The sequence below is a fragment of the Streptomyces sp. TE5632 genome, assembly GCF_054061295.1.
Genome location: NZ_JBSSEA010000003.1, coordinates 4088459 through 4115274 on the forward strand (window position 1 = coordinate 4088459; position 26816 = coordinate 4115274).

Annotated in this window: 22 protein-coding genes and 5 tRNA genes; 17 read left to right on the forward strand and 10 right to left on the reverse strand. The window is 70.1% G+C overall.

The window, feature by feature from the left end; all coding sequences use genetic code 11:
* Position 1: 1 nt before the first annotated feature.
* The 3 genes from ACVW19_RS23970 to ACVW19_RS23980 all read left to right on the forward strand — a co-directional run bounded on the left by ACVW19_RS23970 (position 2) and on the right by ACVW19_RS23980 (position 4539).
* Positions 2-1090: a branched-chain amino acid aminotransferase gene (locus ACVW19_RS23970; RefSeq protein ID WP_457461630.1), complete on the forward strand. Its 1089-nt coding sequence runs from the start codon at positions 2-4 to the stop codon at positions 1088-1090.
* A gap of 402 nt (positions 1091-1492) precedes the next feature.
* Positions 1493-3097, forward strand: a complete 1605-nt coding sequence (cimA, locus tag ACVW19_RS23975) for a citramalate synthase (protein ID WP_457461632.1) — start codon at positions 1493-1495, stop codon at positions 3095-3097.
* A 95-nt stretch (positions 3098-3192) separates the two neighbouring features.
* A complete protein-coding gene (locus ACVW19_RS23980; RefSeq protein ID WP_457461633.1) occupies positions 3193-4539 on the forward strand; it encodes a hypothetical protein in 1347 nt (448 codons plus the stop codon).
* A gap of 174 nt (positions 4540-4713) precedes the next feature.
* Here the strand turns inward: ACVW19_RS23980 and ACVW19_RS23985 are convergent, their stop codons facing one another.
* A complete protein-coding gene (locus ACVW19_RS23985; RefSeq protein WP_457461634.1) occupies positions 4714-5322 on the reverse strand; it encodes a YceI family protein in 609 nt (202 codons plus the stop codon).
* Between the two features lie 540 nt (positions 5323-5862).
* Between ACVW19_RS23985 and ACVW19_RS23990 the strand changes: the two genes are divergently transcribed.
* Both ACVW19_RS23990 and ACVW19_RS23995 read left to right on the forward strand, forming a co-directional pair.
* A complete protein-coding gene (locus ACVW19_RS23990; RefSeq protein ID WP_457461636.1) occupies positions 5863-7446 on the forward strand; it encodes an acyl-CoA carboxylase subunit beta in 1584 nt (527 codons plus the stop codon).
* Between the two features lie 57 nt (positions 7447-7503).
* Positions 7504-7698 carry an acyl-CoA carboxylase subunit epsilon gene (locus ACVW19_RS23995; RefSeq protein WP_457461638.1) on the forward strand — a complete coding sequence of 65 codons (195 nt, stop codon included), beginning with the start codon at positions 7504-7506 and terminating at the stop codon, positions 7696-7698.
* A 150-nt stretch (positions 7699-7848) separates the two neighbouring features.
* Here ACVW19_RS23995 and ACVW19_RS24000 read toward each other — a convergent pair whose 3' ends face one another.
* The 8 genes from ACVW19_RS24000 to ACVW19_RS24035 form a co-directional block, all read right to left on the reverse strand.
* Positions 7849-8430, reverse strand: a complete 582-nt coding sequence (locus ACVW19_RS24000) for a GTP-binding protein (RefSeq protein WP_109381174.1) — start codon at positions 8428-8430, stop codon at positions 7849-7851.
* On the reverse strand, positions 8411-8983 hold the full coding sequence (locus ACVW19_RS24005; RefSeq protein ID WP_457461640.1) for a DUF742 domain-containing protein: 573 nt from the start codon (positions 8981-8983) through the stop codon (positions 8411-8413). Before ACVW19_RS24005 ends, ACVW19_RS24000 begins: the two co-directional genes overlap by 20 nt.
* Positions 8984-9077: 94 nt before the next feature.
* Positions 9078-9491 (reverse strand): roadblock/LC7 domain-containing protein, encoded by a 414-nt coding sequence (locus ACVW19_RS24010; RefSeq protein WP_055493648.1) that lies wholly within the window; start codon positions 9489-9491, stop codon positions 9078-9080.
* A 10-nt stretch (positions 9492-9501) separates the two neighbouring features.
* Positions 9502-12723 carry a nitrate- and nitrite sensing domain-containing protein gene (locus ACVW19_RS24015; protein WP_457461642.1) on the reverse strand — a complete coding sequence of 1074 codons (3222 nt, stop codon included), beginning with the start codon at positions 12721-12723 and terminating at the stop codon, positions 9502-9504.
* A gap of 374 nt (positions 12724-13097) precedes the next feature.
* Positions 13098-13688 carry a GTP-binding protein gene (locus tag ACVW19_RS24020; RefSeq protein WP_457461644.1) on the reverse strand — a complete coding sequence of 197 codons (591 nt, stop codon included), beginning with the start codon at positions 13686-13688 and terminating at the stop codon, positions 13098-13100.
* Positions 13669-14064 carry a DUF742 domain-containing protein gene (locus ACVW19_RS24025; protein WP_109381170.1) on the reverse strand — a complete coding sequence of 132 codons (396 nt, stop codon included), beginning with the start codon at positions 14062-14064 and terminating at the stop codon, positions 13669-13671. Before ACVW19_RS24025 ends, ACVW19_RS24020 begins: the two co-directional genes overlap by 20 nt.
* A 111-nt stretch (positions 14065-14175) precedes the next feature.
* The gene (locus ACVW19_RS24030; RefSeq protein WP_103544386.1) at positions 14176-14589 is read right to left on the reverse strand and encodes a roadblock/LC7 domain-containing protein; all 414 of its coding nucleotides are present in this window, start codon (positions 14587-14589) and stop codon (positions 14176-14178) included.
* A 9-nt stretch (positions 14590-14598) separates the two neighbouring features.
* A complete protein-coding gene (locus tag ACVW19_RS24035) occupies positions 14599-18441 on the reverse strand; it encodes a nitrate- and nitrite sensing domain-containing protein (RefSeq protein WP_457461646.1) in 3843 nt (1280 codons plus the stop codon).
* Between the two features lie 609 nt (positions 18442-19050).
* Here ACVW19_RS24035 and ACVW19_RS24040 point away from each other — a divergent pair.
* The 9 genes from ACVW19_RS24040 to ACVW19_RS24080 all read left to right on the forward strand — a co-directional run bounded on the left by ACVW19_RS24040 (position 19051) and on the right by ACVW19_RS24080 (position 23176).
* Positions 19051-19239 carry a hypothetical protein gene (locus ACVW19_RS24040; protein WP_202276376.1) on the forward strand — a complete coding sequence of 63 codons (189 nt, stop codon included), beginning with the start codon at positions 19051-19053 and terminating at the stop codon, positions 19237-19239.
* A gap of 232 nt (positions 19240-19471) precedes the next feature.
* Positions 19472-20257, forward strand: a complete 786-nt coding sequence (locus tag ACVW19_RS24045) for a fumarylacetoacetate hydrolase family protein (protein WP_457461648.1) — start codon at positions 19472-19474, stop codon at positions 20255-20257.
* Positions 20250-21734, forward strand: a complete 1485-nt coding sequence (gene gltX, locus ACVW19_RS24050; RefSeq protein WP_457461649.1) for a glutamate--tRNA ligase — start codon at positions 20250-20252, stop codon at positions 21732-21734. The genes ACVW19_RS24045 and gltX overlap by 8 nt, the downstream gene beginning before the upstream one ends.
* A gap of 80 nt (positions 21735-21814) precedes the next feature.
* A complete protein-coding gene (locus ACVW19_RS24055) occupies positions 21815-22546 on the forward strand; it encodes an HAD family hydrolase (RefSeq protein WP_457461651.1) in 732 nt (243 codons plus the stop codon).
* Between the two features lie 91 nt (positions 22547-22637).
* A tRNA-Gln gene (locus ACVW19_RS24060) sits at positions 22638-22709 on the forward strand.
* Positions 22710-22749: 40 nt separating this feature from the next.
* Positions 22750-22822, forward strand: a tRNA-Glu gene (locus ACVW19_RS24065).
* An 86-nt stretch (positions 22823-22908) separates the two neighbouring features.
* Positions 22909-22981, forward strand: a tRNA-Glu gene (locus tag ACVW19_RS24070).
* A gap of 22 nt (positions 22982-23003) precedes the next feature.
* Positions 23004-23075, forward strand: a tRNA-Gln gene (locus tag ACVW19_RS24075).
* A gap of 28 nt (positions 23076-23103) precedes the next feature.
* Positions 23104-23176 (forward strand) — tRNA-Glu (locus ACVW19_RS24080).
* Between the two features lie 136 nt (positions 23177-23312).
* Here the strand turns inward: ACVW19_RS24080 and ndgR are convergent.
* Positions 23313-24026: an IclR family transcriptional regulator NdgR gene (gene ndgR, locus ACVW19_RS24085; RefSeq protein ID WP_109381164.1), complete on the reverse strand. Its 714-nt coding sequence runs from the start codon at positions 24024-24026 to the stop codon at positions 23313-23315.
* A gap of 173 nt (positions 24027-24199) precedes the next feature.
* Here ndgR and leuC point away from each other — a divergent pair, with 173 nt between their 5' ends.
* From leuC to ACVW19_RS24100, 3 genes are all read left to right on the forward strand, one after another.
* Complete coding sequence (gene leuC / locus ACVW19_RS24090; RefSeq protein ID WP_457461654.1) at positions 24200-25627, forward strand: 3-isopropylmalate dehydratase large subunit; 1428 nt, start codon at positions 24200-24202, stop codon at positions 25625-25627.
* Positions 25628-25633: 6 nt separating this feature from the next.
* Entirely contained in the window at positions 25634-26236 is a 603-nt protein-coding gene (gene leuD / locus ACVW19_RS24095; RefSeq protein WP_457461656.1) for a 3-isopropylmalate dehydratase small subunit, read from the forward strand.
* Between the two features lie 266 nt (positions 26237-26502).
* Positions 26503-26733 (forward strand): SCO5555 family protein, encoded by a 231-nt coding sequence (locus tag ACVW19_RS24100; protein WP_457461657.1) that lies wholly within the window; start codon positions 26503-26505, stop codon positions 26731-26733.
* The last annotated feature ends 83 nt before the right edge of the window (positions 26734-26816 follow it).

Genomic DNA, 26816 nt, shown 5'->3' on the forward strand with positions numbered 1-26816 from the left:
CATGACGACGCCCACGATCGAGCTCAAGCCCTCCGCCCACCCCCTCTCGGACGCCGAGCGGGAGGCGATCCTGGCCAACCCGGGGTTCGGCCGCCACTTCACCGACCACATGGTGACGATCAAGTGGACCGAGGGCCGTGGCTGGCACGACGGACAGCTCGTCCCCTACGCGCCGATCCCCCTCGACCCGGCGACCCACGTGCTGCACTACGCGCAGGAGATCTTCGAGGGCCTGAAGGCCTACCGCAGGCCCGACGGGTCCGTCGCCACCTTCCGCCCCGAGAAGAACGCCGAGCGTTTCCAGCGCTCCGCCCGCCGCCTCGCGATGCCCGAGCTGCCGGTCGAGACGTTCATCGAGGCGTGCGACGCGCTGGTCGGGCAGGACAAGGCGTGGGTGCCCGCGCACGGCGGTGAGGAATCCCTCTACCTGCGTCCCTTCATGATCGCCACCGAGGTCGGACTGGGCGTCAAGCCCGCCAACGAGTACCTCTTCCTGGTGATCGCCTCCCCGGCCGGCGCCTACTTCCCCGGCGGCGTGAAGCCGGTCTCCATCTGGGTCTCCGAGGACCGCGTCCGCGCCGTCCCCGGCGGCATGGGCGACGCGAAGACCGGCGGCAACTACGCCGCCTCGCTGCTCGCCCAGGCCGAGGCCGCGGCCAAGGGCTGCGACCAGGTCTGCTACCTCGACGCCGTGGAGCACACCTGGGTCGAGGAGCTCGGCGGCATGAACCTGTACTTCGTGTACGGCAACAAGATCGTCACGCCGACCCTCACCGGCTCCATCCTGGAGGGCGTCACCCGTGACTCCCTGCTGAGCGTCGCCCGCGACCTCGGCTACGAGGCCGTCGAGGAGCGGGTCTCGGTCGACCAGTGGCAGCGCGACAGCGAGAACGGCACCCTCACCGAGGTGTTCGCCTGCGGCACCGCGGCCGTCATCACGCCCGTCGGCACCGTCAAGCGGGCCGGTGGCGAGTGGCAGCAGAGCGGCGGCGAGCCCGGCGAGGTCACCCTGCGCCTGCGTCAGGCCCTGCTCGACATCCAGCGCGGCACGGCCGAGGACAAGCAGGGCTGGATGCACCCCCTGGGCTGACTCCCGTCCGCCCCGTCAGGGCCGTCAGGGCCGCCCGGACCTCACTGTCCGAGGCGGCCCGCCCGGCGGAGGTGGTTCGCCCGGTCGCCGAAGGGCGGACACCCAGCGCCCGTATCCTGAGACGGACGGTGATCGTCGGGCCGGATTGTGCCAGACTTCCCCCGTGCTCTCGTTCGCCATGATTATTGGCAGCAGGCGCGCCGGTCCGCAGTGACCGCCCTTACGACAACGTACAGGCGGACATCGTCGTCCTCGACCCGCGCGCAGACCTCTCGCACCCGCGAGAGGTTTTTCTGTTTCCTGGCCCACCAGAAGCCGGGGAGCCGGCGCGAGGGACCATGGGGGGACGGTGGAACCGGTCATTCCGGTAGACCGAGATCCAACATCAGGAGCCTTCAGACCATGACCGCAACCAGCGAGCCCGACGACTCGTTCCACGTCTTCGACACCACCCTGCGCGACGGCGCCCAGCGCGAGGGCATCAACCTCACGGTCGCCGACAAGCTGGCCATCGCACGGCACCTGGACGACTTCGGTGTGGGCTTCATCGAGGGCGGCTGGCCGGGCGCGAACCCGAGGGACACCGAGTTCTTCGCCCGTGCCCAACAGGAGATCGAGTTCCGGCACGCCCAGTTGGTCGCCTTCGGCGCCACCCGCCGCGCCGGCACCACCGCCGCCAAGGACCCGCAGGTCAGGGCGCTCCTCGCCTCCGGCGCGCAGGTGATCACACTGGTCGCCAAGTCCCACGACCGCCATGTCGAGCTCGCCCTGCGCACCACCCTGGACGAGAACCTGGAGATGGTCCGCGACACCGTCGCCTTCCTCAAGGCCGAGGGCCGCCGGGTGTTCGTCGACTGCGAGCACTTCTTCGACGGCTACCGCGCCAACCCCGAGTACGCCAAGTCGGTCGTCCGCACGGCCTCGGAGGCCGGTGCCGACGTCGTCGTCCTGTGCGACACCAACGGCGGCATGCTTCCCGCCCAGGTCCAAGCCGTGGTCTCGACGGTGCTCGCCGACACCGGCGCCCGGCTCGGCATCCACGCCCAGGACGACACCGGGTGCGCGGTCGCCAACACCCTCGCCGCCGTCGACGCGGGCGCCACCCACGTCCAGTGCACGGCCAACGGCTACGGCGAGCGGGTCGGAAACTCCAACCTGTTCCCGGTGGTGGCGGCGCTGGAGCTCAAGTACGCCAAGAAGGTCCTGCCCGAGGGACGGCTCCGGGAGATGACGCGCATCTCGCACGCCATCGCCGAGGTGGTCAACCTGACCCCGTCCACCCACCAGCCCTACGTGGGGGTCTCCGCCTTCGCCCACAAGGCCGGCCTGCACGCCTCCGCCATCAAGGTCGACCCGGACCTGTACCAGCACATCGACCCCGAGCGGGTCGGCAACACCATGCGGATGCTGGTGTCCGACATGGCCGGCCGCGCCTCCATCGAGCTCAAGGGCAAGGAACTCGGCATCGACCTGGGAGACGACCGCGAACTGGTCGGCCGGGTCGTGGAGCGGGTCAAGGAACGCGAGCTCAAGGGCTACACGTACGAGGCCGCCGACGCCAGCTTCGAACTGCTGCTGCGCGCGGAGGTCGAGGGCCGGCAGCTGAAGTACTTCGAGGTCGAGTCCTGGCGCGCGATCGTCGAGGACCGCCCCGACGGCACCCACGCCAACGAGGCCACGGTGAAACTGTGGGCCAAGAGCGAGCGCATCGTCGCCACGGCGGAGGGCAACGGCCCGGTCAACGCCCTGGACCGGGCCCTGCGCGTCGCCCTGGAGCGGATCTACCCGCAGCTCGCCAAGCTGGAACTGGTCGACTACAAGGTCCGCATCCTCGAGGGCAAGCACGGCACGCACTCCACCACCCGGGTCCTGATCTCCACGTCCGACGGCGCGGGGGAGTGGTCGACCCTGGGCGTCGGGGACAACGTCATCGCCGCGTCCTGGCAGGCACTGGAGGACGCGTACACCTACGGCCTGCTGCGGGCCGGGGTCGAACCGGCGGCCTGAGGGGACCGGGCCCGGCAGGGACCCCGCGCCGTCGCGGGGGAATCCCTGCCGGGCCCGATGCCCGTTTCCGGACCGGTTCGGGTAGCTTCGAACATATGAAGGACGCGCTGACGCGTACCCTCGTACGCCTGCTGATCGTGCCCGTGGCCGCCGCACTGGCGGTCCTGATGGCCGGCGCGCCGGGTGCGCAGGCGGCCACCGACATCTCGACCGTGGCCCAGGCCCTGCGCGAGAGTCCCGTCTACGTCGATCCCGAGGCGAGGGACATCCTGTCCGATTCGGACGCCGAAGCCCTCGCGAACAAGATCGAGGACGCGGACAAACCCGTCCTCGTGGCGGTCCTCCCGGCCGGTTACCCCACCGAGAACCTCTTCCGGAACCTGCGTACCGAGACCGGCATCACCGGCCTCTACGCCATACGTCTCGGCGACGAGTTCGACGCGCGCGCCGACAGCAGCGTGCTGAGCCGCCAGGGCGTGCGGAACCTGGTCACGGCCACGCAGAACGCGGGCGACGCAAAGGCCCAGCTGAACGACTTCGTCGACGACGCGCTGCGCAACACCGGCGGTTCGGCGCCGAGTTCCTGGAGCGGCGGGTCCGACGGCGTCCCCGTCAGCGGGCTGATCACCGTCGGCACCCTGCTGGCCGCCGGCGGCGCGGGCGTGTACGCGGTGTCCCGCCGCAACCGGCGCCGTCATGAGGAGGAGCAGCGGGCCGCGCTGGAGAAGCTGCGGGTGGTGGTCGACGAGGACATCACCGCGTTCGGCGAGGAACTCGACCGGCTCGACTTCCACCCCGGTGAGCCCGGCGCCGACGACGCCATGCGCGCCGACTACGAGCGCGCGCTGGACTCCTACGAGCAGTCCAAGCGGCTGATGGACGAGGCCGGCAGGCCGGAGGACGTCCGCGCGGTCACCCAGGCCGTGGAGGACGGCCGCTTCGCGCTGGCGCGGCTCGACGCCCGCCGTGCGGGCCGGCTGTTGCCGGAGCGCAGGCCGCCCTGCTTCTTCGATCCGCGCCACGGCCCCTCGGTCGCCGACGCCCTCTGGACACCCCCCGGCGGTACCGAGCGGGAGGTCCCGGTCTGTGCGGCGGACCGGACCCGCCTGGCCGACGGCCAGGAGCCGGTCGTCCGCGAGGTCGACACCGACCTGGGCCGCCGCCCCTACTGGGAGGCGGGCCCGGCCTACGGCCCCTGGGCGGGCGGCTACTTCGGCGGCGGCCTGCTGCCCGGTCTGCTGGTCGGCACGATGCTCGGCGGCATGATGGCCGGCCCCTCCTACGCGGCCGACTACGGCTCCGGCTACGGAGACTTCGGCGGATACGCGGGCGGAGACGTCTCCGGCGCCGACTTCGACAGCGGGGACTTCGGCGGCGGCTTCGGCGGGGGAGACTTCGGAGGCGGCGGCTTCGGCGGCGGGGACTTCGGCGGAGGGTTCTGAACGCCGGGCCATGAGGACGCCGGACACCGGGTCCGTGCCCACGCCCGTTTTTGGGGGCCGGGTCCCGGTTCCGGGGCCAGGTCCGGACATGCCGAGCGCCCGCCCTCCCGTACGGGGGTACCGGGGGCGGGCGCGCTCAGGGGTGGCGGCGGTCAGGGCCGCGCCGTCGGCGGATCAGGCGTTGCGGATCGCCGAGATGTCGAAGTTCAGCTTGATCTTGTCGGAGACCAGGACGCCGCCCGTCTCCAGCGCCGCGTTCCAGGTCAGACCCCACTCGGAGCGCAGGATCTCGGCCTTGCCCTCGAAGCCGACGCGCTGGTTGCCGAACGGGTCGGTGGCGGAGCCGTTGAACTCCAGGTCGATGGTGAGCGGCTTGGTGGTGCCGAGGATCGTCAGCTCACCGGTGATGCGGTAGTCGTCCCCACCGAGGGCTTCGGCCTTGGTGGAGCGGAACGTCATCGTCGGGAACTCGTCGATCTTGAAGAAGTCCGAGCTCTTCAGGTGACCGTCACGGTCGGCGTTGCCCGTCTCGATGCTCTCCATCACCACGTCGAGGGTGGCGGTGGAGCGGGACGGGTCGGAGCCGTCCAGGTGCAGCGTGCCGGTGAAGTCCTGGAAGCTGCCCTTGACGTTGGTGACCATCGCGTGCCGGGCGACGAAGCCGATGGTGGTGTGCGCCGGGTCGATCGTGTAGTCGCCGGTCAGGGCGGCCAGGTCCGGGCTCACGGCGGCCGGGGCGGTCGTGGTGGCGGTCTCGTTGCTCTTGCGGCTGAAGATGCCCATGGTGTGTTCCTCCTGGAGACGGGGATCGGATGATCCCGTTGAACGTTCAATCACTTTCAACGAGACCCACTGTAGATACATTCCCTTTAAAGTTCAACATTCTTCGGGGGTGTTCTCGAAGGTGCCGAAGACGGGTCCCCTCAGGTTCCGTCTTTCATGTCCCGTTCATGCCCCGTGCCCGTCCGCCCTCTCGAGCCGCTACTCTCTGCGGGGTGGCCGACCCGAACGGGCGAACCCCGGGAGAACATCCGGGAACGTCCTGGAGTGCGTGCGGGCAACCGCCGTGGGCCCGGTGAATCCCCGGACGCAGGGCGCCCCGGCCGGTCTCGGGCCGCACACTCCGGGAGGCCTGCGCCACGCAGGGGTATGAGGGGTGCCTCAGCCCTGAATTTTATTGGAACCCTACAAGCCGCAGGCCCTCCAAGCAGTCGGAACGCCTGCATGCCGCCTCGGTTCTGTTCAGTGGCACCAGGAAAACGCCCCGGAGACTGTGAGGAGTCGACGGCTCGCATTCCCGGGTGAGCTTCGTAAGGTCACTACATGACCGTTTTGGATGAGGCGCCGGGTGAGCCGACCGACGCGCGCGGACGCGTGGCCGAACTGCACGAGATTCGCGCGCAGGCGCTGGCCGGCCCGAGCGAGAAGGCGACCAAGGCGCAGCACGCCAAGGGCAAGCTGACCGCGCGGGAGCGCATCGAACTGCTGCTTGACCCGGGCTCCTTCCGCGAGGTCGAGCAGCTGCGCCGGCACCGCGCGACCGGTTTCGGCCTGGAGACCAAGAAGCCGTACTCCGACGGTGTGATCACCGGCTGGGGCACGGTGGAGGACCGTACGGTCTTCGTCTACGCCCATGACTTCCGGATCTTCGGCGGTGCGCTGGGCGAGGCCCACGCCACCAAGATCCACAAGATCATGGACATGGCCATCGCGGCGGGCGCGCCGCTGGTCTCCCTCAACGACGGCGCGGGCGCCCGTATCCAGGAGGGCGTCTCGGCGCTCGCCGGCTACGGAGGCATCTTCCAGCGCAACACCAAGGCGTCCGGTGTCATCCCGCAGATCAGCGTGATGCTCGGCCCGTGCGCGGGCGGCGCGGCCTACAGCCCCGCCCTGACGGACTTCGTGTTCATGGTCCGCGAGACCTCACAGATGTTCATCACCGGCCCGGACGTGGTCAAGGCCGTCACCGGTGAGGAGATCACCCAGAACGGCCTGGGCGGCGCGGACGTGCACGCCGAGACCAGCGGTGTCTGCCACTTCGCCTACGACGACGAGGAGACGTGCATCGCCGAGGTGCGCTACCTCCTCTCGCTGCTCCCGCAGAACAACCGCGAGAACCCCCCGCGGGCCGAGAGCACCGACCCCGCGGAGCGCCGCGGCGAGACCCTGCTGGACCTGGTCCCGGCCGACGGAAACCGCCCGTACGACATGGCCAAGGTCATCGAGGAGATCGTCGACGACGGCGAGTACCTCGAGGTCCACGAGCGCTGGGCGCGCAACATCATCTGCGCGCTGGCCCGGATGGACGGCCAGGTCGTCGGCATCGTCGCCAACCAGCCCCAGGCGCTGGCGGGCGTGCTCGACATCGAGGCGTCCGAGAAGGCCGCCCGCTTCGTGCAGATGTGTGACGCCTTCAACATCCCGATCCTCACCTTCCTGGACGTCCCCGGCTTCCTCCCGGGCGTCGACCAGGAGCACGGCGGCATCATCCGCCACGGCGCGAAGCTGCTGTACGCGTACTGCAACGCCACCGTGCCGCGCATCTCACTGATCCTGCGCAAGGCGTACGGCGGCGCGTACATCGTCATGGACAGCCAGTCCATCGGCGCCGACCTCACCTACGCCTGGCCCACCAACGAGATCGCCGTGATGGGCGCGGAGGGCGCGGCCAACGTCATCTTCCGCCGCCAGATCGCCGACGCCGAGGACCCGGACGCCATGCGGGCGCGCATGGTCAAGGAGTACAAGTCCGAGCTGATGCACCCCTACTACGCGGCCGAGCGCGGTCTGGTCGACGACGTCATCGACCCCGCCGAGACCCGCGAGGTGCTGATCCGGTCCCTGGCGATGCTCCAGAACAAGCACGCCGACCTGCCCTCCCGTAAGCACGGCAACCCGCCGCAGTAACCCGGCGGACCCATCGCGGCAACCCCGCGGACCTCTCTCCCAGGGAGACTGACAGCCATGAGCACACCTGACATCCGTGTCGAGAAGGGCCACGCAGAGCCCGAGGAAGTCGCCGCCATCACGGCGATCCTCCTGGCCCGCGCGGCCACCCGCCCCACCTCCGACACCCGGGCCCACCGCGGCCGCGCCAAGGCCGGCTGGCGCCGCCTCGAACGCGAGCCGGGTTTCCGAGCTCCGCACAGCTGGCGCTGACCTCACACGCGAAGAGGCCCCTCCGTCAAGGAGGGGCCTCTTCGCGTGGTACCACCGGGGCAGTCGCCGGCCGTGCGGGGGGACACGGCACACAACAGCCCCCGGCAGCCCAGTGGCCGCAGGGGGCAGTGCGCAACCCGGCGCGGAGCGCTACCGCAGCCGTGCCATCAGCGCGTGCTCGACCAAAGTGATCAGCGCGCTCTTGGCGTCCGAGCGGTGCCGGGCGTCGGTGGTGATGATCGGGGCGTCGGGTCCGATCTGCAGCGCCTCCCGCACCTCGTCCGGGTTGTACGGCTGGTTGCCGTCGAAGCCGTTCAGCGCGATGACGAACGGCAGACCGCTGTTCTCGAAGTAGTCGACCGCGGGGAAGCAGTCGGCGAGCCTCCGCGTGTCGACGAGAACGATCGCGCCGATGGCGCCGCGGACCAGGTCGTCCCACATGAACCAGAAGCGGTCCTGGCCGGGTGTACCGAAGAGGTACAGGATCAGGTCCTGGTCCAGGGTGATACGGCCGAAGTCCATGGCCACCGTGGTGGTGGTCTTGTCCCCGGTATGAGTCAGGTCGTCGATGCCCGCCGAAGCAGACGTCATGACGGCCTCGGTGCGCAGGGGATTGATCTCCGAGACAGCGCCGACGAACGTGGTCTTGCCCACGCCGAAACCGCCCGCCACCACGATCTTCGCGGAAGTGGTGGAGCGGGAAGGACCGCCGCTAGAGCTTGCGAAGTCCACTGAGCACCCTTTCGAGCAGTGTCACGTCTGGCTGGCCGCCGGCGCTCTCGTCGCCGCCGGGCTGATGGATGGCGACCAGTCCTGCCTCCGCCAAGTCGGCGACGAGAATCCTGGCCACACCGAGAGGGATGGTCAGCAGGGCCGAGATCTCGGCCACCGACTTGATCTCCCGGCAGAGGTGGCAGATCCGCTGATGCTCGGGCAACTGACCCTGCATCTGGTGCGGCTGCGCGGTGGTGTGCACCAGCGCCTCGATGGCGAGCTGGTACCGCGGCCTGGTGCGGCCGCCCGTCATCGCGTACGGGCGCACCAGGGGATTGTTCGACGCCCCGGCGGGCGTCGGCTCGGGGGTACGGCGCTGCGGCTGCACGGGCTGGACGCGCGGCGCGTGCGGCTGGTCGTACGGCGAAGGGCCGGGGCCCTGCGACGCGTACGGCTGCCGGTGGTCCGGTGGGGAGGGGTAGCCGTACCGGTTCTGGGAACCGTCGTTGTGACCCTGCGCAGGGTCGTACGACCAGTTGCCCGAAGACGATCCGTCCGGTGGTGTTACCACTTTCTCCTCCTCCGACTGTGCCTGGCACCCATCACGTGGTAGCCGCGTCCCGAAACCTTACGGCCACGGGACGCCAAACCGCACCGTCCGTTCGTTAGTTGAGCAGGCTCCCTTGAAGTTCCGCACGAAGGTCCGGAGTCAGGACCGTACCGGCTCGGTCGACCAGAAGGGCCATCTCGTACCCGATGAGACCGATGTCCGCATCGGGATGTGCGAGAACCGCGAGGGAGGAACCGTCGGAGATGGACATGATGAACAGGAATCCCCGTTCCATCTCCACAACCGTCTGGTTCACGCTGCCACCCTCGAAGATCCGGGAGGCGCCTGCCGTCAGCGACGTCAGCCCGGAGGCCACGGCCGCGAGCTGGTCCGCGCGGTCGCGGGGGAATCCTTCGGACATCGCCAGAAGGAGGCCGTCGGCGGAGACCACCACCGTGTGGGACACCCCCGGGGTGTTGTCCACGAAGTTGGTGATCAACCAGTTCAGGTTCTGTGCCGCCTGGCTCATCGGGCTCACACTAACGCTCCTGGTTGTAGGTGCTGTCAGGACCACTGCGGTGATTCCCAGTGGCCTGGCCGTTCGTTTCACTGCCTGCGTTGCGGCCTTGTTGGACGCCGCGCCGCAGGTTGCTCAGCCTGCCCCGGATGTCTTCCGGGGCGCGGGAGACCTGGGGGCCTCCCTGGGGGGTGGTCTCGGCAGCGCCTTCGACCAGGTTGGCCTTGGGTACCCGCCGCGGCAGACCGGATGAGGTCACCCCGCCCGCCTTGGGCTTCCGCAGCGAGGACGCCTGCTGCCAGCGCTCGTCGTTCGCCGAACGCCAGTTGTCGCCGTCGCCCTGCGGAGCCGGAGCCGGTGCCGCAGCGGAAGCCGGTGCCGGGACCGTCGGCTCCTGGTTCGCCCGCCGTGCTCCGCCGGTGCTGCTCGCGGTGGACCCGCGGCGCGGAAGTCCGGCGTCGGTGAGCTCGTGGGGGGCGGAGGGGGGCGGTCCCGGACGGTCGAAGCCTACGCTGTCCTGCGCGCCCGCGTCAGCGGCCGGGGCGGGCTCCGGCTCCGGCGCGATCGCGGGGTACTGCGCCGGGTAGCCGTTCTGGTAACCGTCCTGCTGCGGCCAGTCGTCCTGGGCCGGCTGGGCGTAGGAGGGGTCCGGGTAGCCGCCGTTCGACGAGAAGCCGTCGTCCTGCGGCAGACGGCCGTTCGGCTGGTAGTACGACTCGTCGTACGCCGGCTGCTGCTGTCCCTCGTACGCGGACTGCTGTCCCTCGCCGTACGTCTGCTGGTCGTATCCGGCGGGCTGCGGCTGATCCGGGTAACCGGCCGGACCGCCGTCGTAACCCTGGCCGTTGTCGTAGCCCTGGGGGGCGGCGAACTCGCCGGTGCCGGGCTGCTCGGGTCCGGACAGCGCGGGCTGCGGGCTCTGCGGGTCCAGGGCCGCCCGCCGCTCCTCGCGCATCCGGGAACGGCCGATCGGGTTCAGGCCGCGGATGTCGTCCGGGACCTCGTAGCGGCTGTCGTCGAAGCCGAGTTCCGCCGCGGTGCGCATCGGCTGCTGCTGGCTGAAGTCCTCGCCCGGGTAGTTCTGCTCCGGGATGATCTGGGAGACGGTGAACTCGTCGGGACCGGCCTGCGCCTCGCCACCACCGCCGTGGGTGATCGCGTCCGGCAGCATGACCAGCGAGGTCGTACCGGCCTGCTCGCCCGAGGGGCGCAGCTGGACGCGGATGCCGTGCCGGTCGGACAGCCGGCCGACCACGAACAGGCCCATGCGCTGCGAGATCGCGGCGTCCACGGTCGGCGGGTTGGCCAGCTTGTGGTTGATGTCCGCGAAGTCCTCGGCGGTCAGGCCGATGCCCTTGTCGTGGATCTCGATCATCACGCGGCCGTCGGGGAGACGGGTCGCGGTGACACGGACCTTGGTCTGCGGGGAGGAGAACGTGGTGGCGTTCTCAAGGAGCTCGGCCAGCAGGTGCACGAGGTCGGTCACCGCACGGCCGTGGATCTCGGCCTCGGGGACACCGGACAGCTCGACACGCTCGTACTGCTCCACCTCGGAGGAGGCGGCGCGGATCACGTCGACCAGCGGCACCGGCTGGTCCCAGCGGCGGCCGGGCTCCTCGCCTGCGAGGACGAGGAGGTTCTCGCCGTTGCGGCGCATACGGGTGGCCAGGTGGTCCAGCTTGAAGAGGTTCTCCAGCTGGTCCGGGTCGGCCTCGTTGTTCTCCAGGCCGGTGAGCAGGGTCAGCTGACCTTCGATCAGCGACTGGTTGCGGCGCGAGAGGTTGGTGAAGATCGCGTTGATGTTGCCCCGCAGCAGTGCCTGCTCGGAGGCGAGCCGGACGGCCTCACGGTGGACCTGGTCGAAGGCGCGGGCGACCTCGCCGATCTCGTCCGTGGAGGTGATCGGGATCGGGGCGACCCGGGTGTCGACCCGGCCGGGGTCGGTGCGGGAGAGCTGGTCGACCAGCATCGGCAGCCGCTGCTCGGCGATACCGAAGGCGGCGTGGCGCAGCTTGCGCATGGAGCGGCTCATCTGGCGGGCCACCATGCCGGCCAGGATGAACGCGGCGAGCAGGGCGACCACGACGACGCTGCCGGTGACGAAGGCGTCGCGCTGCGCGTCGCCGGCGATGGTGGCCGCCTCGTCCACCGCGGTGTCGGCGAGGTCCGACTCGATCTGGCGGTAGCCGTCGAACTTGAGGGTGTTGACCGCCCACCAGTTCTCGGCGGTGATGCCGCGGCCGGCTATCTCGGCGCGGGCGGCCGGGTCGGTGGAGTTGAGGCGTGCGACCTCGGAGACCATCGTGCGCGGGTCGGAGGGCGGCGGGACGTAGTCCGGATCCTGGGCCGCCGCCTCCTTGGCCTGCTCCGCCCCGTCGGCCTTGATCTCCTGCTCGAGCTGGTCCAGCTTGGCCGCGTCGGCCCCGGTGCCACCGCCGATGTACTCCTGGACGGCGATGCCCTCGAGGTAGGCGTAGGAGGAGAGCGCGACGCGCTGGCTGGCGAGCTGGCTGTCGGTGGGACCGGGCTTCACCAGCAGGTGCGTACCGATGGACCGCTGCAGCGACACCGCCGCCTTGGTCAGCGAGATCGCGTAGACCGTACGACCGTAGCTGGTGATGTTGCCGGTGCCCAGACCGAGTTCGTTGGCGAACTGCATCAGAGGGTTGGCCACCTCGACGTAGCCCTCTTCGGTCTCCACGCCCTTGAGCTTGGAGGTGTACGCGGCGGCGCGCAGCGCCGTGAGCTTGGGCTCGGCCTCGCGCAGCACCTCCAGCCGACGCTGCAGGCCCGGCTTGGACGGCATGTTCTGCGCGGCCTCGGCGAACGCGTCGGCCGCCTCGTCCGTGGTGGCACGGGCCTTGACGACGACCGGGTCGTCCTCGCCCTTGCCCTGCAGCAGCGGGGCCGCGGTGAGGTCCCGTTCCAGATAGAGGGCGTTGGCGTAGGTGAGGGAGGCCTGCACCAGACGCGCGGTGTTCTCCGCGTCCTCGGCCTCCTGCCAGGTGTCGATCGAGCCCTTCACCTGGAAGCCGCCCATGACCAGACCGACCAGCACGGGTACGAGCAGGATCGCGTTCAGTCTGGTCGCCACCCGCCAGTTGCGCGGGGAGAAGCGACCGCCGTTCGGAGCGGGCGGGGCCGTCGGTTCCGCGTCGTGCACGGGGGTGGGCGCCGCTGCGCGCGGCGGCGGGGTGAAGTTGCCCCGGGCCGATGGCTCGGGACTGCTCGTGCTTCGCCTCACTCGACCAACAACCTCTCGGCGGTCGGCACCAACGTTGTGCCGCAGTGTCTCAGAGCCCGGCATGCCAACGACTACTGAGTGCGTCTTTGACCAATGGGCAGTTCAGGCATTCCAGCATGCCGACCAGTGCTCTTCCAAACAGCGGACGGAGGGGTTCCGGCGTGATGTAAGTCGAAGATAAAACGGTCAAACGGAGCAAGCCCCGCCAAAAGGCGGGGCCTTCGTGCGCATAGGGGAACTGCCCGAACGCGTCGAGTGTCGGCATGGCTCGATTCCTCTGCCGAAACGTTATGAACGCCGGGGCCGGCCGTGTCCAAGGACACAGCCGGCGCCGGCACATCTACGGCAACTGCCGTATGCAGCTATGGCATTGACTACCGGAGACGCGCCATCAGCGCGTGCTCGACCAGGGTGATCAGCGCGCTCTTGGCGTCCGAGCGGTGCCGGGCGTCGGTGGTGATGATCGGAGTGTCGGGTCCGATCTGCAGCGCTTCGCGTACTTCCTCCGGCTGGTACGGCTGCTGTCCGTCGAAGCCGTTGAGGGCGACCACGAACGGCAGACCGCTGTTCTCGAAGTAGTCGACCGCGGGGAAGCAGTCGGCCAGCCGGCGGGTGTCCACCAGCACGACCGCGCCGATGGCGCCGCGGACCAGGTCGTCCCACATGAACCAGAAGCGGTCCTGGCCGGGTGTACCGAAGAGGTACAGGATCAGGTCCTGGTCCAGGGTGATACGGCCGAAGTCCATGGCCACCGTGGTGGTGGTCTTGCCCCCGGTGTGGGTCAGGTCGTCGATGCCCGCCGAAGCGGACGTCATGACGGCCTCGGTGCGCAGGGGGTTGATCTCTGAGACGGCGCCGACGAACGTGGTCTTGCCCACGCCGAAACCGCCCGCCACCACGATCTTCGCGGAGGTGGTGGCGCGGCTTTCGGAGACCGCCTCGCCGCTAGAGGTTGCGAAGTCCACTGAGCACCCTTTCGAGCAGTGTCACGTCCGGTGCGCCGGTGTTCTCGTCGCCGCCCGGCTGGTGAACGGCGACGAGACCCGCCTCCGCGAGGTCCGCCACCAGGATCCGGGCCACGCCCAGCGGCATGTTCAAAAGCGCCGACACCTCGGCGACCGACTTCACCTCACGGCACAGATGGCAGATGCGCTGGTGCTCCGGGAGGAGCCCCATGAGCGCTGCCGGGTCGGCCGTCGTACTGATCAGTGCCTCGATGGCCAGCTGATAGCGGGGCCTGGTCCGGCCACCGGTCATCGCATACGGACGTACCAGTGGCTGGTCGCCCTCGTCCTCGTACGGCTCCGCGTACGGATCATGAGAGGCGGTGGGCGGGGTCATGGGTCCTCCGGACGGGACAGCAAGTCGGTCAGTCAAGCCGTCTGACGAGGCCGGTGGGGGGATTGTGGCGGCCGGACGGTGATTTGGTGAGACGGGTGGTGTCGGGGCCGGTCAGTGGAGCAGACTTCCCTGTAGCTCGGCGCGCAGGTCCGGGGTGAGGACCGCCCCCGCACGGTCGACCAGGAGCGCCATCTCGTAGCCGACGAGGCCGATGTCGCAATCGGGGTGCGCGAGGACGGCCAGCGACGAGCCGTCCGAGACGGACATGAGGAAGAGGAATCCCCGTTCCATCTCGACGACCGTCTGTGCGACGCTGCCGCCTTCGAAGATGCGGGAGGCGCCGGCCGTCAGGGAGGTCAGTCCCGAGGCCACGGCCGCGAGCTGGTCCGCGCGATCGCGCGGGAAGCCCTCGGAGAGCGCCAGAAGGAGGCCGTCGGCGGACACGACGACGGTGTGGGACACCCCGGGGGTGTTGTCCACGAAGTTGGTGATCAACCAGTTGAGGTTCTGTGCCGCCTGGCTCATCGGGCTCAACTAACGCTCCTGCTGGTGAGTGGGTCGAGGGAAGCTACCGGTCTGGGTGGAGCCGGCCTGACGACCCTGTGCGATACCCCGACGGAGATTGGTCAGCCGTCCACGCACGTCGTCGGGCGCGCGTGAGACCTGCGGACCACTCTGGTGGGTCTGCTCCTGAGCCGTGCCCGGGACGAGGTTCGCCTTGGGCACCCGGCGCGGAAGGCCGGAGGTGGTGACGCCGCCCGCGGCCGGCTGCCGGACGCGTTCGGCCTGCCGGACCAGCTCGTCGTTGGGCGAGCTGCGCCAGGTGGAGGTGACGGCCCGCTGCGGGCCGGTGGGCCCCTGCGGCTGCTGAGGTTGCTGCTGCGGCTGCGACGGCTGCTGAGGCTGCTGCTGTTGCGGCCGCTGGGCCGGAGCCGGGGGGTTGCCCTGCTCCTGTTCCCGGGCACCGTGGAACCAGTTGGTCTCCAGGGTGTCGTAGAGGGGGGTGCGCCCGTCACCGGGGCCGGACGCCGGCGGCAGTGCCCAGGCGTCGCTCGGCGCGCGGCCGTCGCCGGGACGCTGCGGCGCGGGCCCGTGGCCCGGCTGCTGCTGCGGAGCCGCGGGACGCTGGGCGCCGAAGTCGGGGCCCGCCCCTCCACGCGGTCCGTTCGGCTGCGGACGCTCGAACTGGCCGGTGGAGGCCGGGTCCGCGAGGTTCGGGCGCTCCGGGAGGGCGTGCCGCGCGGGAGCGCCGCCGTTCCGCTGCGGAGCCGGGTACCGGCCGGCGGGGCCGTTGTCGTAGCCCTGCGGAGCGGCGAACTGGCCGGTGTCGGACGGGTTCTGTCCGTTGTACTGGTCCGAGGGCGTGCTGTAGATGTCGCCGCGGACGAACTGGGCGTTGCTCGCGTCGGGCCGGGCGTACTGGCCGGGGTTCTGCGGAGCGCCGGCACCGGGAGCACCGTAGGAGGCGGGCGAGCCGGGGTTCTGCCGGTCGTCGAAGCGGGGCATCTCGGCCGTCGCGCCGGGACCCTGGCGGTCGTCGAACCGCGGCATGGGGCTCGTGCGGGAGACGTCCGGCTCCTCGTGGCCGCGCGGGGCGTCCAGCGGAGCCCGGGGCACCGGCGGCTGGGCGTTCTCGTCGCTCCAGCTGGGCACCCGCGGCTGCTGCTGGTCGCCGCCGGGCAGTTCGGCGCGCGGACCACCACGCGGCGGCAGCTGCGGACGACGGCCGCGCTCGGCGTTGCCGTTGCCCCGCTGCGGCGGCACGGAACCCCGGCCGCCGAACAGGTCCTGGCCCTGCGACCCGCCCTGACCCTGTGCTCCGCCCTGACCCGTGGACTGCAGCCCCTGCGGGGCGCCCGGAGCCTGACCGCCGTAGCCGGCACCCGCGCCCGCGGGGGCCGGACGGCCCTGGCCCTGCGCGGAGGGAGAACCGCCCTGCTCGAACAGCGACGGCGCCGAAGACCTTTCCGGCTGACCCTGCGGGCCACGCGCCCCGCCCGGGGCACCCGGCCGGCCCTGGCCGTCCCGCCCGGGCAGCGCGGCCCGCGGACCCTGGCCGGCGGCGAGCCGGCCACCGCCGGGCGCACCGGCACCGAGGGCACCGGCGCCGGACTGGCCGCCGCCGGCGGACCGCCGTGCCGCTGCCGCACCGGCCGCGGCCTGCGCGGCGGCGGGACCGCCGACACCCGGCTGACCGGGCTTGCCCTGGGGCTTCTTGCCACCCTGGGCGACGTCGACGGGCAGCATGACCAGCGCGGTCGTACCACCGGAGTCGGACGGGCGCAGCTGGATGCGGATGCCGTGCCGCTGCGACAGCCGGCCGACCACGAACAGACCCATGCGGCGGGAGACGGAGACGTCCACGGTGGGCGGCGAGGCGAGCCGCTCGTTGATCGCCGCCAGGTCCTCCGGCGACAGACCGATACCGGTGTCGTGGATCTCGATCAGCACCCGGCCGTCGGGCAGCGCGTGACCGGTGACCTTGACCTTGGTCTGCGGGGAGGAGAACGAGGTCGCGTTCTCCAGCAGCTCGGCGAGCAGGTGCACGAGGTCGTTGACGACCCGGCCGGCCACCTGGGTCGTCGGCACGGCGGTCAGCTCGATGCGCTCGTACTGCTCCACCTCGGACGCGGCGGCACGCAGCACGTCGACCAGCGGGACCGGGCGGGTCCACCGTCGGCCGGGCTCCTCACCCGCGAGGACGAGCAGGTTCTCACCGTTACGGCGCATACGCGTGGCCAGGTGGTCCAGCTTGAACAGCGAGGCCAGCTGGTCCGGGTCGGCCTCGCGGGACTCCAGTTCGGAGATCAGCGAGAGCTGGCGCTGGATCAGGCCCTGGGAGCGGCGCGAGAGGTTGGTGAACATCGCGTTGACGTTGCCCCGCAGCAGGGCCTGCTCGGCGGCGAGGCGGACCGCCTCGCGGTGCACGTCGTCGAAGGCCGCGGCCACTCGGCCGATCTCGTCCCGGGAGTGCACGCCGACCGACTCCACGGACGTGTCAACGTCCTGCGGGTCGGACTCGGAGAGCTGCTTGACCAGCTCGGGCAGGCGTTCCTGGGCGACCTTGGTCGCGGTGTCCTCGAGCCGGCGCAGCGAGCGGATCATGGAGCGGGCCACGACGAAGGCGCCGACCAGCGACACACCGAGCACGATCAGGATCAGCGCACCGGAGATGATCGCGTCGCGCTCGGTGGCGCTGCGCAGCTCACGGGCCTTCTGTTCCATCTCCTCGAGCAGCGTGTGCTCGACGTTCTTCATCTGCTGGATCTTGGTGGAGCTGTCGTCCAGCCAGTCCCGGTAGGACCGCTTGGCCATCGACTCCAGGCCGTCGGCCGACACCAGGGCACGGCCCGCGTACTTGTCGGTGGCCTTGATGGTGGCGTTGCCGTCCTCGATGGGCAGCAGCAGCTCGGTGGCCTTGTCCTCGCCGTAGATGCTCTTGAAGCTGCGCAGTTCGGACTTCTGGCTCTCCAGCGCCGACTCGGCGTAGAGCCGGTCGTTCTCGGCGAGGTCGCCGTAGGTGGTGTTGCCGGCGGGCAGCGCCGCCGCGAGGACCGCGCGCTGGACCGACGCGTACTCCTTGGCGGCGGAGAAGGAGGCCAGGGCGCGGGTGCGCTGGATCATGTCGGGGTTGCTGGTCGCCTCGGCCATGTCCTGGGAGAGGTCGATCAGGTTCTCGATCAGACGGTGGTACCCCTCGACGGTCTGAGTGGAGTTGTCCCCCGACACATAGGCCGTGTTGCGGATCTTCTCGAGGTCGCCCAGGTCGCCGGCGAGCTGGACCAGGTTGTCGCGGATGCCCTTGAGGTCGCCGTCCCGGCTGGCGTTGTTGATCTCCTCGGAGCTGTCGAGGAAGTTCTTCCGGGCGCGGTCGGTCTTCTCGCGGTGGCCCTTGACTCCGAAGTCGGTGGCCTTGCCGCCGTGCGCCAGCGGGCCGGCCGACTGGTCGCGCTCCTCCTGGAGCGCGGCGGCGAGCTCGGTGGCCTCCTGGGTGATGTCCGTCAGCAGCTTCATGTTGTCGAGCTGCTGGATGTCGTCCATCGACTGGTTGATACGCAGGGCGCCCAGCGAGGTGGCCGCGACCACCGGGAGCGCGAGCAGTGACACCAGACGGGTGGAGATGCGCCAGTTGCGCAGGGCCACGCGCGAGCCCGGACCGTCGGGACCCTTCGGGGGCTTCGGCGGAACGGGGGGCGTGCCCGCCGGTCCCGCGGGTGCGGCTCCGGGGCGGCCGGGTCGTTCGCCGCCGTCACCGTTCGCGGCCGGGCCCTGGTTCTGGGCGTGCTGGGGCGAGGAGCCGACGGCCCTGGGGCCAGTCCCGCCGTGCTGCTCCGGCTCCGCCGAAGCGCTGCCATCCCTCTTGAAACGTCCCTGCACTAGCGTCGCAACCTCTGGACCAGGCGCCCCTCCGCGCGAACGGCGGGACACGGTGTCGGCGTCATAGGGGCGCCCTGAATACGCCCCCGTGGTGGTCGTGAGTGACCGGCGCGGGTTCCCCCTTGCTCACCGCCACGATGGCGCGTTTGTGCGCCCCCTGTGCGCCGGATCGATAACTGCGGCGGTCCGAGGAATTCCAGCACAGTGCGGGATGCCCCAACAAGGCCCGCGGGTCATGCCGTGACTTGCGTGACGCCGCGTGAGGGTTGGATCACCGGGTGTAGAAAGTGATCTCACGCAAAGGGGGCGAATGGGGTTGATTCGAGGGGTCCCGGGAGGTGTCCCAGTCGCGATGATCAGGAGCGGAATGATGCATTCAGGTGGTCAATGTCCGTTTCGGCGGGATGGCACGCCGGTCCGGTTTGCCTCATTTGGCTGTCGATTCGTGAGCAAACTCACACGGTGATCGTGGCCCCTCGCGTCGGTCGGCGGGGAATCAGATGTTTAGCCTGACGCTTTACAGGGATGGCAAAACAGACAACCCGCGTCCGACGGACGGTCCCCGGACCCCGTCGGACGCCCCGTGAACAGGACAGGTTCGAGTAAACAGTGAAGACGACGACGATGTTCCACAAGATCGCCAACCCGCGACGCACGACGCTGGCGCACCTCGACGGCGCCGCCGAACTGCAGACGCCGGTCCACCAGGAGCACGCCGTCGAACTCCCGGCCCAGACCGCCAATCCCAGGCGCACCGTCCTCATGGAGATCCCGGTCGCGGCCGCCACCGCGAACTAGCACCTTCCCCGGTCTTTCCCGGCACCAGTACCGACCAGTACGCGCACCGGCCCCGAAACGCTCAAGGCGCACGGGTCCGGCCGGTCCTGTGCCCGTCCTCGCGGATTACAGGCGGCGCCCCCTTCTTCCAGGGGGCGCCGCCTGTAATGCGCGAGGCGTGTGTGCCCTGCCGCGTTAGCCTGGAGCGTCAGACTCCAGCCAGCTCAGTCAAGGTCAAGGGGCCAAGAATCCCGTGCGCATCGCCAGATTCTCCATCGACGGGAACGTCGCCTTCGGCGCGGTCGAGGGCGACCAGCAGGACGAGCTCGTCCTGGACATCATCAAGGGCATCCCGTTCGCGGACTTCGAACTCTCCGGCACCAAGGTCCCGGTGAGCAAGGTCAGGCTGCTGCCCCCGGTGCTCCCCAACAAGGTGGTGGCCTTCGGCCGCAACTACGCCGAACACGCGAGGGAGATGGGCAACGAGGTGCCCGACGCCCCGTTCGCCTTCTTCAAGCCCGCCACCTCGGTGATCGGCCCCGGCGACGACATCCAGTACCCCTCCTTCTCCCAGGAGGTGCACCACGAGGCCGAACTGGCCGTGGTGATCGGCAGGATGTGCCGTGAGGTCCCGCGCGACCGGGTCAAGGACGTGATCTTCGGCTACACCTGCGCCAACGACGTCACCGCCCGCGACGTCCAGCGGCGCGAGAAGCAGTGGGCGCGGGCCAAGGGCTTCGACACCTCCTGCCCGCTCGGCCCCTGGGTGGAGACGGACCTGGACCTCGCCGCCGCCGGCGACCTCACCGTCCAGCTCACGGTCAACGGCGAGCAGCGCCAACTCGGCCGTACCAGCGAGATGATCCACTCCATCGAGGATCTGATCGTCAACATCTCCGAGGCGATGACGCTGCTCCCCGGCGACGTGATCCTCACGGGCACCCCGGCCGGCGTCGGCCCCCTCAACGTCGGCGACGAGGTCGCCGTCACCATCGAAGGCATCGGCACTCTCACCAACAAGGTTGTCAAGCGTGGCTAGCGCACCTGGTTCCCCTGTACGCGTCCGTTTCTGTCCGTCGCCCACCGGCAACCCCCACGTGGGCCTGGTCCGCACCGCCCTGTTCAACTGGGCGTTCGCCAAGCACCACCAGGGCACGCTGGTCTTCCGCATCGAGGACACCGACGCGGCCCGCGACTCCGAGGAGTCCTACGACCAGCTCCTCGACTCGATGCGCTGGCTCGGCTTCGACTGGGACGAGGGCCCCGAGATCGGCGGCCCGCACGCGCCGTACCGCCAGTCGCAGCGCATGGACATCTACGCCGACGTCGCCGCCAAGCTCCTCGAGGCCGGCCACGCCTACCGCTGCTACTGCTCCCAGGAGGAGCTGGACACCCGCCGCGAGGCCGCCCGCGCCGCCGGCAAGCCCTCCGGCTACGACGGCCACTGCCGCGACCTGACCGACGCCCGGGTCGAGGAGTACAAGGCCCAGGGGCGCGAGCCGATCGTCCGCTTCCGCATGCCCGACGAGACGATCACCTTCACCGACCTCGTCCGCGGCGAACTGACCTTCACCCCGGAGAACGTCCCGGACTACGGCATCGTCCGCGCCAACGGCGCCCCGCTGTACACGCTGGTCAACCCGGTCGACGACGCCCTGATGGAGATCACCCACGTCCTGCGCGGCGAGGACCTGCTCTCCTCCACCCCGCGCCAGATCGCCCTCTACAAGGCGCTGACCGAACTCGGCATCGCGAAGCAGACCCCGGCCTTCGGCCACCTGCCCTACGTGATGGGCGAGGGCAACAAGAAGCTCTCCAAGCGCGACCCCCAGTCCTCGCTCAACCTCTACCGCGAGCGCGGCTTCCTCCCCGAGGGACTGCTCAACTACCTCTCCCTGCTGGGCTGGTCGCTCTCCGCGGACCAGGACATCTTCACCATGGACGAGATGGTCGCCGCCTTCGACGTCGCCGACGTGCAGCCGAACCCGGCCCGCTTCGACCTGAAGAAGTGCGAGGCGATCAACGCCGACCACATCCGCCTGCTGGAGGTGAAGGACTTCACCGAGCGCTGCCGTCCCTGGCTGAAGGCGCCCGTGGCCCCCTGGGCCCCGGAGGCCTTCGACGAGGCCAAGTGGCAGGCCATCGCCCCGCACGCGCAGACCCGCCTGAAGGTGCTGTCGGAGATCACCGACAACGTCGACTTCCTGTTCCTGCCTGAGCCGGTCTTCGACGAGGCCTCCTGGGCCAAGGCGATGAAGGAGGGCTCCGACGCCCTGCTGCGCACCGCCCGCGAGAAGCTGGACGCGGCCGACTGGACGTCCCCCGAGTCCCTGAAGGAGGCCGTCCTGGCCGCCGGCGAGGCCCACGGCCTCAAGCTCGGCAAGGCCCAGGCCCCGGTCCGCGTCGCCGTCACCGGCCGCACGGTCGGCCTGCCCCTCTTCGAGTCCCTCGAGGTCCTGGGCAAGGAGCAGACCCTGACCCGCATCGACGCGGCCCTGGCGAAGCTCGCCGGGTGACCCGGTCCGACCGCAGGTGAGGGGTGGCGTCCGGAGCATCCGGGCGCCGCCCCTCGCTGTTCTTGGGTACGGTCGGTCCCATGGCGATCCGAGCCGTCGTCTGGGACGTGGACGACACACTCTTCGACTACACCTCCGCCGACCGCGAGGGGATGCGGGCGCATCTGCTGGCCGAGGAGCTGCTGGCCGGGTACGCCTCCGTGGAGGAGGCGCTGGTGCGGTGGCGGGAGGTGACCGACCTCCAGTGGGCCCGGTTCGCCGCCGGCGAGGTCGACTTCGAGACGCAGCGGCGCGACCGCGCCCGGCTCTTCCTGGGGCGCGAGCTGACCGACGAGGAGGCCGACGACTGGTTCCGGCGCTACCTGGTCCACTACGAGGCGGCCTGGTCGCTGTTCCCGGACGTCCTGCCGGTCCTCGACGCGCTCGCCGCCAGCCACCGGCACGTGGTGCTGTCCAACTCCAGCATCCACGTCCAGGACCGCAAGCTGCGCGTCCTCGGTGTCCACGACCGCTTCGAGGCCATCCTGTGCGCCGCCGAGCTGGGCGTCTCCAAACCCGAGGCCCGCGCCTTCCTGGCGGCCTGCGAGGCCCTGGCACTGCCTCCCGACCAGGTCGCGTACGTGGGCGACCACCCGGAGATCGACGGCCGGGGCGCGGCGGAGGCCGGTCTGCTGTCGGTGTGGATCGACCGGGGCGGTGCGTACGCGACCCTGGAGCCGCCCGTCGGGCCGCGCAGGATCGCCTCCCTCGGTGAACTCCCCGCGCTCCTCGGCACGGATACCCGTTTTGGAGCCGGGTCCGGCATCGGGTAATGTTCTTCCTGCGCCGCGGGGGACCGGGCCGGAAGGCCACCAACCTCAAGCGCACTGCTAGAACAATGACCCTCCGGGGCTTGCGTTCCAGTGGCCTATGGTGTAATTGGCAGCACGACTGATTCTGGTTCAGTTAGTCTTGGTTCGAGTCCAGGTAGGCCAGCTCGCAGAGCTCATCTGCACCTGCGGATCTCATCCGCGAAGCCCCCGTTGTGTAGCGGCCTAGCACGCTGCCCTCTCAAGGCAGTAGCGCCGGTTCGAATCCGGTCGGGGGTACAGATCCATCCCGCGAGGGCGGCCGGGTAGCGCCCACTGTCCTCACGGTGAAACCATCCGGCTCCGGCCGGGTGAGGATCGCCAGGGCCCCCGTTGTGTAGCGGCCTAGCACGCCGCCCTCTCAAGGCGGTAGCGCCGGTTCGAATCCGGTCGGGGGTACTGAACTGGTCTAAACCATCATTGGTCTATGGTGTAATTGGCAGCACGACTGATTCTGGTTCAGTTAGTCTTGGTTCGAGTCCAGGTAGACCAGCTCGGACCTGCGGAAACGCAGGCTCCACGCCCCCGTTGTGTAGCGGCCTAGCACGCCGCCCTCTCAAGGCGGTAGCGCCGGTTCGAATCCGGTCGGGGGTACACAGGCAGGAAGAAGGAAGCCCTCCACCTCGGTGGGGGGCTTCTTCGTGTCCCCGTACCGGGGCACGGGGACAGCAGCCCGGGGGAGGGCCTGCCGCGGCGTTGAGGCGGGCCCGTTCCCGAGGGGCGGATGGGGTCAGGAGCGGCGCAGCGCCTCGGAGAGGCGGGCCGCGGAGTCGATGACGGCCTGGGCGTGCATACGGCCCGGGTGACGGGTCAGGCGCTCGATGGGCCCCGACACCGAGACGGCGGCCACCACGCGGTTCGAGGGGCCGCGCACCGGCGCGGAGACGGAGGCGACGCCGGGCTCTCGCTCCCCGATCGACTGCGCCCAGCCGCGGCGCCTGACACCCGACAGGGCCGTCGCCGTGAAACGGGCGCCCTGCAGGCCGCGGTGCAGGCGCTCCGGCTCCTCCCAGGCCATCAGGATCTGGGCGGAGGAGCCGGCCTTCATCGTGAGCGTGGAACCCACCGGGACCGTGTCCCGCAGGCCCGACAAACGCTCCGCCGCGGCGACGCAGATGCGCATGTCGCCCTGCCGGCGATAGAGCTGGGCGCTCTCGCCGGTCACGTCGCGGAGATGGGTGAGCACCGGGCCCGCCGTGGCGAGCAGCCGGTCCTCGCCCGCCGCCGCGGCCAGTTCGGCCATGCGCGGGCCGAGGATGAACCGGCCCTGCATGTCGCGCGCCACCAGGCGGTGGTGTTCCAGTGCCACGGCCAGGCGGTGGGCCGTGGGTCGTGCCAGTCCGGTCGCACCGACCAACCCCGCGAGGGTGGCCGGGCCGGACTCCAGAGCGCTCAGGACGAGGGCCGCCTTGTCCAGAACGCCGACGCCGCTACTGTTGTCCATGCAACGATACTTGCGTCTCACTCTGTGAAACGCAAGTTCAATTTTCGGTGGAACGCGCCACCCTGGGTGGGACACGGCCCGTAATCCACGGGGCCGGCACAGATGCCCGAGAACAGCGGTGAGCGAGCCGGAGGGACGCCCCGGAGGCGAGCGAACCAAAAAAGGGGAAAGCGATGGGTAGGACACTCGCGGAGAAGGTCTGGGACGACCATGTCGTCCGGCGCGCCGAGGGCGAGCCCGACCTCCTCTTCATCGATCTGCACCTGCTGCACGAGGTGACCAGCCCGCAGGCCTTCGACGGCCTGCGCAAGAGCGGCCGCGGGGTGCGCCGGCTCGATCTGACCATCGCGACCGAGGACCACAACACCCCGACCCTGGACATCGACAAGCCCATCGCCGACCCGGTCTCCCGCGTCCAGCTGGAGACGCTGCGGGCGAACTGCGCGGACTTCGGTGTCCGGCTGCACTCGCTGGGCGACGTGGAGCAGGGCGTGGTGCACGTGGTGGGGCCGCAGCTGGGGCTGACCCAGCCCGGCATGACCGTGGTCTGCGGCGACTCGCACACCTCCACGCACGGCGCGTTCGGCGGCCTGGCCTTCGGCATCGGCACCTCCCAGGTCGAGCACGTGCTGGCCACCCAGACCCTGCCGATGACCCGCCCCAAGACCATGGCGATCACCGTCCAGGGCGAACTGCCCGACGAGGTCACCGCCAAGGACCTGATCCTGGCGGTCATCGCCAGGATCGGCACCGGCGGCGGCCAGGGCTACATCCTGGAGTACCGCGGCGAGGCCATCGAGAAGCTCTCGATGGAGGCCCGGATGACCATCTGCAACATGTCGATCGAGGCCGGCGCCCGCGCGGGCATGATCGCCCCCGACGAGACCACGTTCGCCTACCTCAAGGGCCGCCCGCACGCCCCCCGGGGCGAGGACTGGGACGCGGCCGTGGCCCACTGGAAGACGCTGCGCACCGACCAGGACGCCGAGTTCGACGCCGAGGTCGTCATCGACGCCGCCGAACTGTCGCCGTTCGTCACCTGGGGCACCAACCCCGGCCAGGGCGCGCCGCTGTCCGCCGCCGTGCCCGACCCCGCCTCCTACGAAGACGCCTCGGAGCGCCTGGCCGCCGAAAAGGCCCTGGAATACATGGGGTTGACAGCCGGCCAGCCGCTGCGCTCCATCGGCGTGGACACCGTCTTCGTAGGCTCCTGCACCAACGGCCGGATCGAGGACCTGCGCGCCGTCGCCGACATCGTCAGGGGCCGCAAAGTCGCCGACGGCGTACGGATGCTGGTCGTCCCCGGCTCCGCCCGGGTGGGCCTGCAGGCCGTCTCCGAGGGCCTGGACGTGGTCTTCAAGGAGGCAGGCGCCGAGTGGCGGCACGCGGGCTGCTCGATGTGCCTGGGCATGAACCCCGACCGGCTCGCCCCCGGTGAGCGCTCCGCCTCCACCTCCAACCGCAACTTCGAGGGCCGGCAGGGCAAGGGCGGCCGCACCCACCTGGTCTCCCCCCAGGTGGCCGCCGCCACCGCGGTCCTCGGCCACCTGGCCTCCCCCTCCGACCTCGCCGCCGACACCCCCGCGCCCGCTGGAGTCTGATCAGTCATGGAAGCCTTCACCACCCACACCGGCCGGGCCGTCCCGCTGCGCCGCGGCAACGTCGACACCGACCAGATCATCCCCGCCCACTGGCTCAAGAAGGTGACCCGGGACGGCTTCGAGGACGGGCTGTTCGAGGCCTGGCGCAAGGACCCCGCATTCGTCCTCAACCGCCCCGAGCGCCGGGGCGCCACCGTGCTGGTCGCCGGCCCCGACTTCGGCACCGGCTCCTCCCGCGAACACGCCGTCTGGGCCCTGCAGAACTACGGCTTCAAAACCGTGATCTCCGCCCGCTTCGCCGACATCTTCCGCGGCAACTCGCTGAAGAACGGCCTGCTCACCGTGGTCCTCGAGCAGCGGACCGTGGACGCGCTGTGGGAGCTGACGGAGGCCGACCCCACCGCCGAGATCACCGTCGACCTGCGGGCCCGCGAGGTGCGCGCCGGGAACATCACCGCCGCCTTCGAGCTCGACGAGAACTCCCGCTGGCGGCTGCTGAACGGGCTCGACGACATCTCCCTCACGCTGCAGCACGAGGCGGACATCGCCGCGTACGAGGCGAAACGCCCGTCGTACAAGCCGCAGACGATCACGACCCCGGCCGCCTGACGCGAAGTCCTCGCGGCAGGTCGACTTTCGGCCACCCCAACCCCCCTTCCGTACCCCCGATCGGACCGATCGGGGGTACGGCCGTGTCTGCACCCGTTCGGCCCCGCGCGCCCTCTTGAGGCCTTGCAACTTCCCACGTTATGAAGGTGGTTGCCGGGGTACACGTGTCACGTGCGCGTGATCTCCGAGTGTGCTCGGACCGCCGTCCGAGGCAGCAGTTGCCCCCTGCGCAGGCGACAACTCGCCCCAGATGGCACAATCTGTGCATGGAACGCGACGGCCAACTCGAGCTCTACACGCTGGTCGCGGTCCGGCTCAAAGAAGCGCATGCAAAAGTGCGCGCACTGCAAGTACCGGAGGGCGTACGGATGGCGCTGACCCGGAAGCTGCTGGTCATTACGGCCGCGGCCAAGCACGATCTCGCCAACGCGGCAAGGCGGCTGGAGCTGTTCATCGCGGACCTCGACGAGGGTCGATTCCCCGACGAGGAACGCTGAATCAGTCAAGGCAGCCGAGTTCATTGCGGCACAAGGGTGATAAGCCCGTTTCGTGTTTGATTTGCGGTATATATCTGCCTAAC

Coding starts and splice junctions, on each gene's coding strand:
- ACVW19_RS23970 (WP_457461630.1), top strand. CDS start 2: ATGACGACGCCCACGATCGAGCTCAAGCCCTCCGCCCACCCCCTCTCG.
- cimA (WP_457461632.1), top strand. CDS start 1,493: ATGACCGCAACCAGCGAGCCCGACGACTCGTTCCACGTCTTCGACACC.
- ACVW19_RS23980 (WP_457461633.1), top strand. CDS start 3,193: ATGAAGGACGCGCTGACGCGTACCCTCGTACGCCTGCTGATCGTGCCC.
- ACVW19_RS23985 (WP_457461634.1), bottom strand. CDS start 5,322: ATGGGCATCTTCAGCCGCAAGAGCAACGAGACCGCCACCACGACCGCC.
- ACVW19_RS23990 (WP_457461636.1), top strand. CDS start 5,863: ATGACCGTTTTGGATGAGGCGCCGGGTGAGCCGACCGACGCGCGCGGA.
- ACVW19_RS23995 (WP_457461638.1), top strand. CDS start 7,504: ATGAGCACACCTGACATCCGTGTCGAGAAGGGCCACGCAGAGCCCGAG.
- ACVW19_RS24010 (WP_055493648.1), bottom strand. CDS start 9,491: ATGAGCCAGGCGGCACAGAACCTGAACTGGTTGATCACCAACTTCGTG.
- ACVW19_RS24025 (WP_109381170.1), bottom strand. CDS start 14,064: ATGACCCCGCCCACCGCCTCTCATGATCCGTACGCGGAGCCGTACGAG.
- ACVW19_RS24030 (WP_103544386.1), bottom strand. CDS start 14,589: ATGAGCCAGGCGGCACAGAACCTCAACTGGTTGATCACCAACTTCGTG.
- ACVW19_RS24055 (WP_457461651.1), top strand. CDS start 21,815: ATGGCGATCCGAGCCGTCGTCTGGGACGTGGACGACACACTCTTCGAC.
- ndgR (WP_109381164.1), bottom strand. CDS start 24,026: ATGGACAACAGTAGCGGCGTCGGCGTTCTGGACAAGGCGGCCCTCGTC.
- leuC (WP_457461654.1), top strand. CDS start 24,200: ATGGGTAGGACACTCGCGGAGAAGGTCTGGGACGACCATGTCGTCCGG.
- leuD (WP_457461656.1), top strand. CDS start 25,634: ATGGAAGCCTTCACCACCCACACCGGCCGGGCCGTCCCGCTGCGCCGC.
- ACVW19_RS24100 (WP_457461657.1), top strand. CDS start 26,503: ATGGAACGCGACGGCCAACTCGAGCTCTACACGCTGGTCGCGGTCCGG.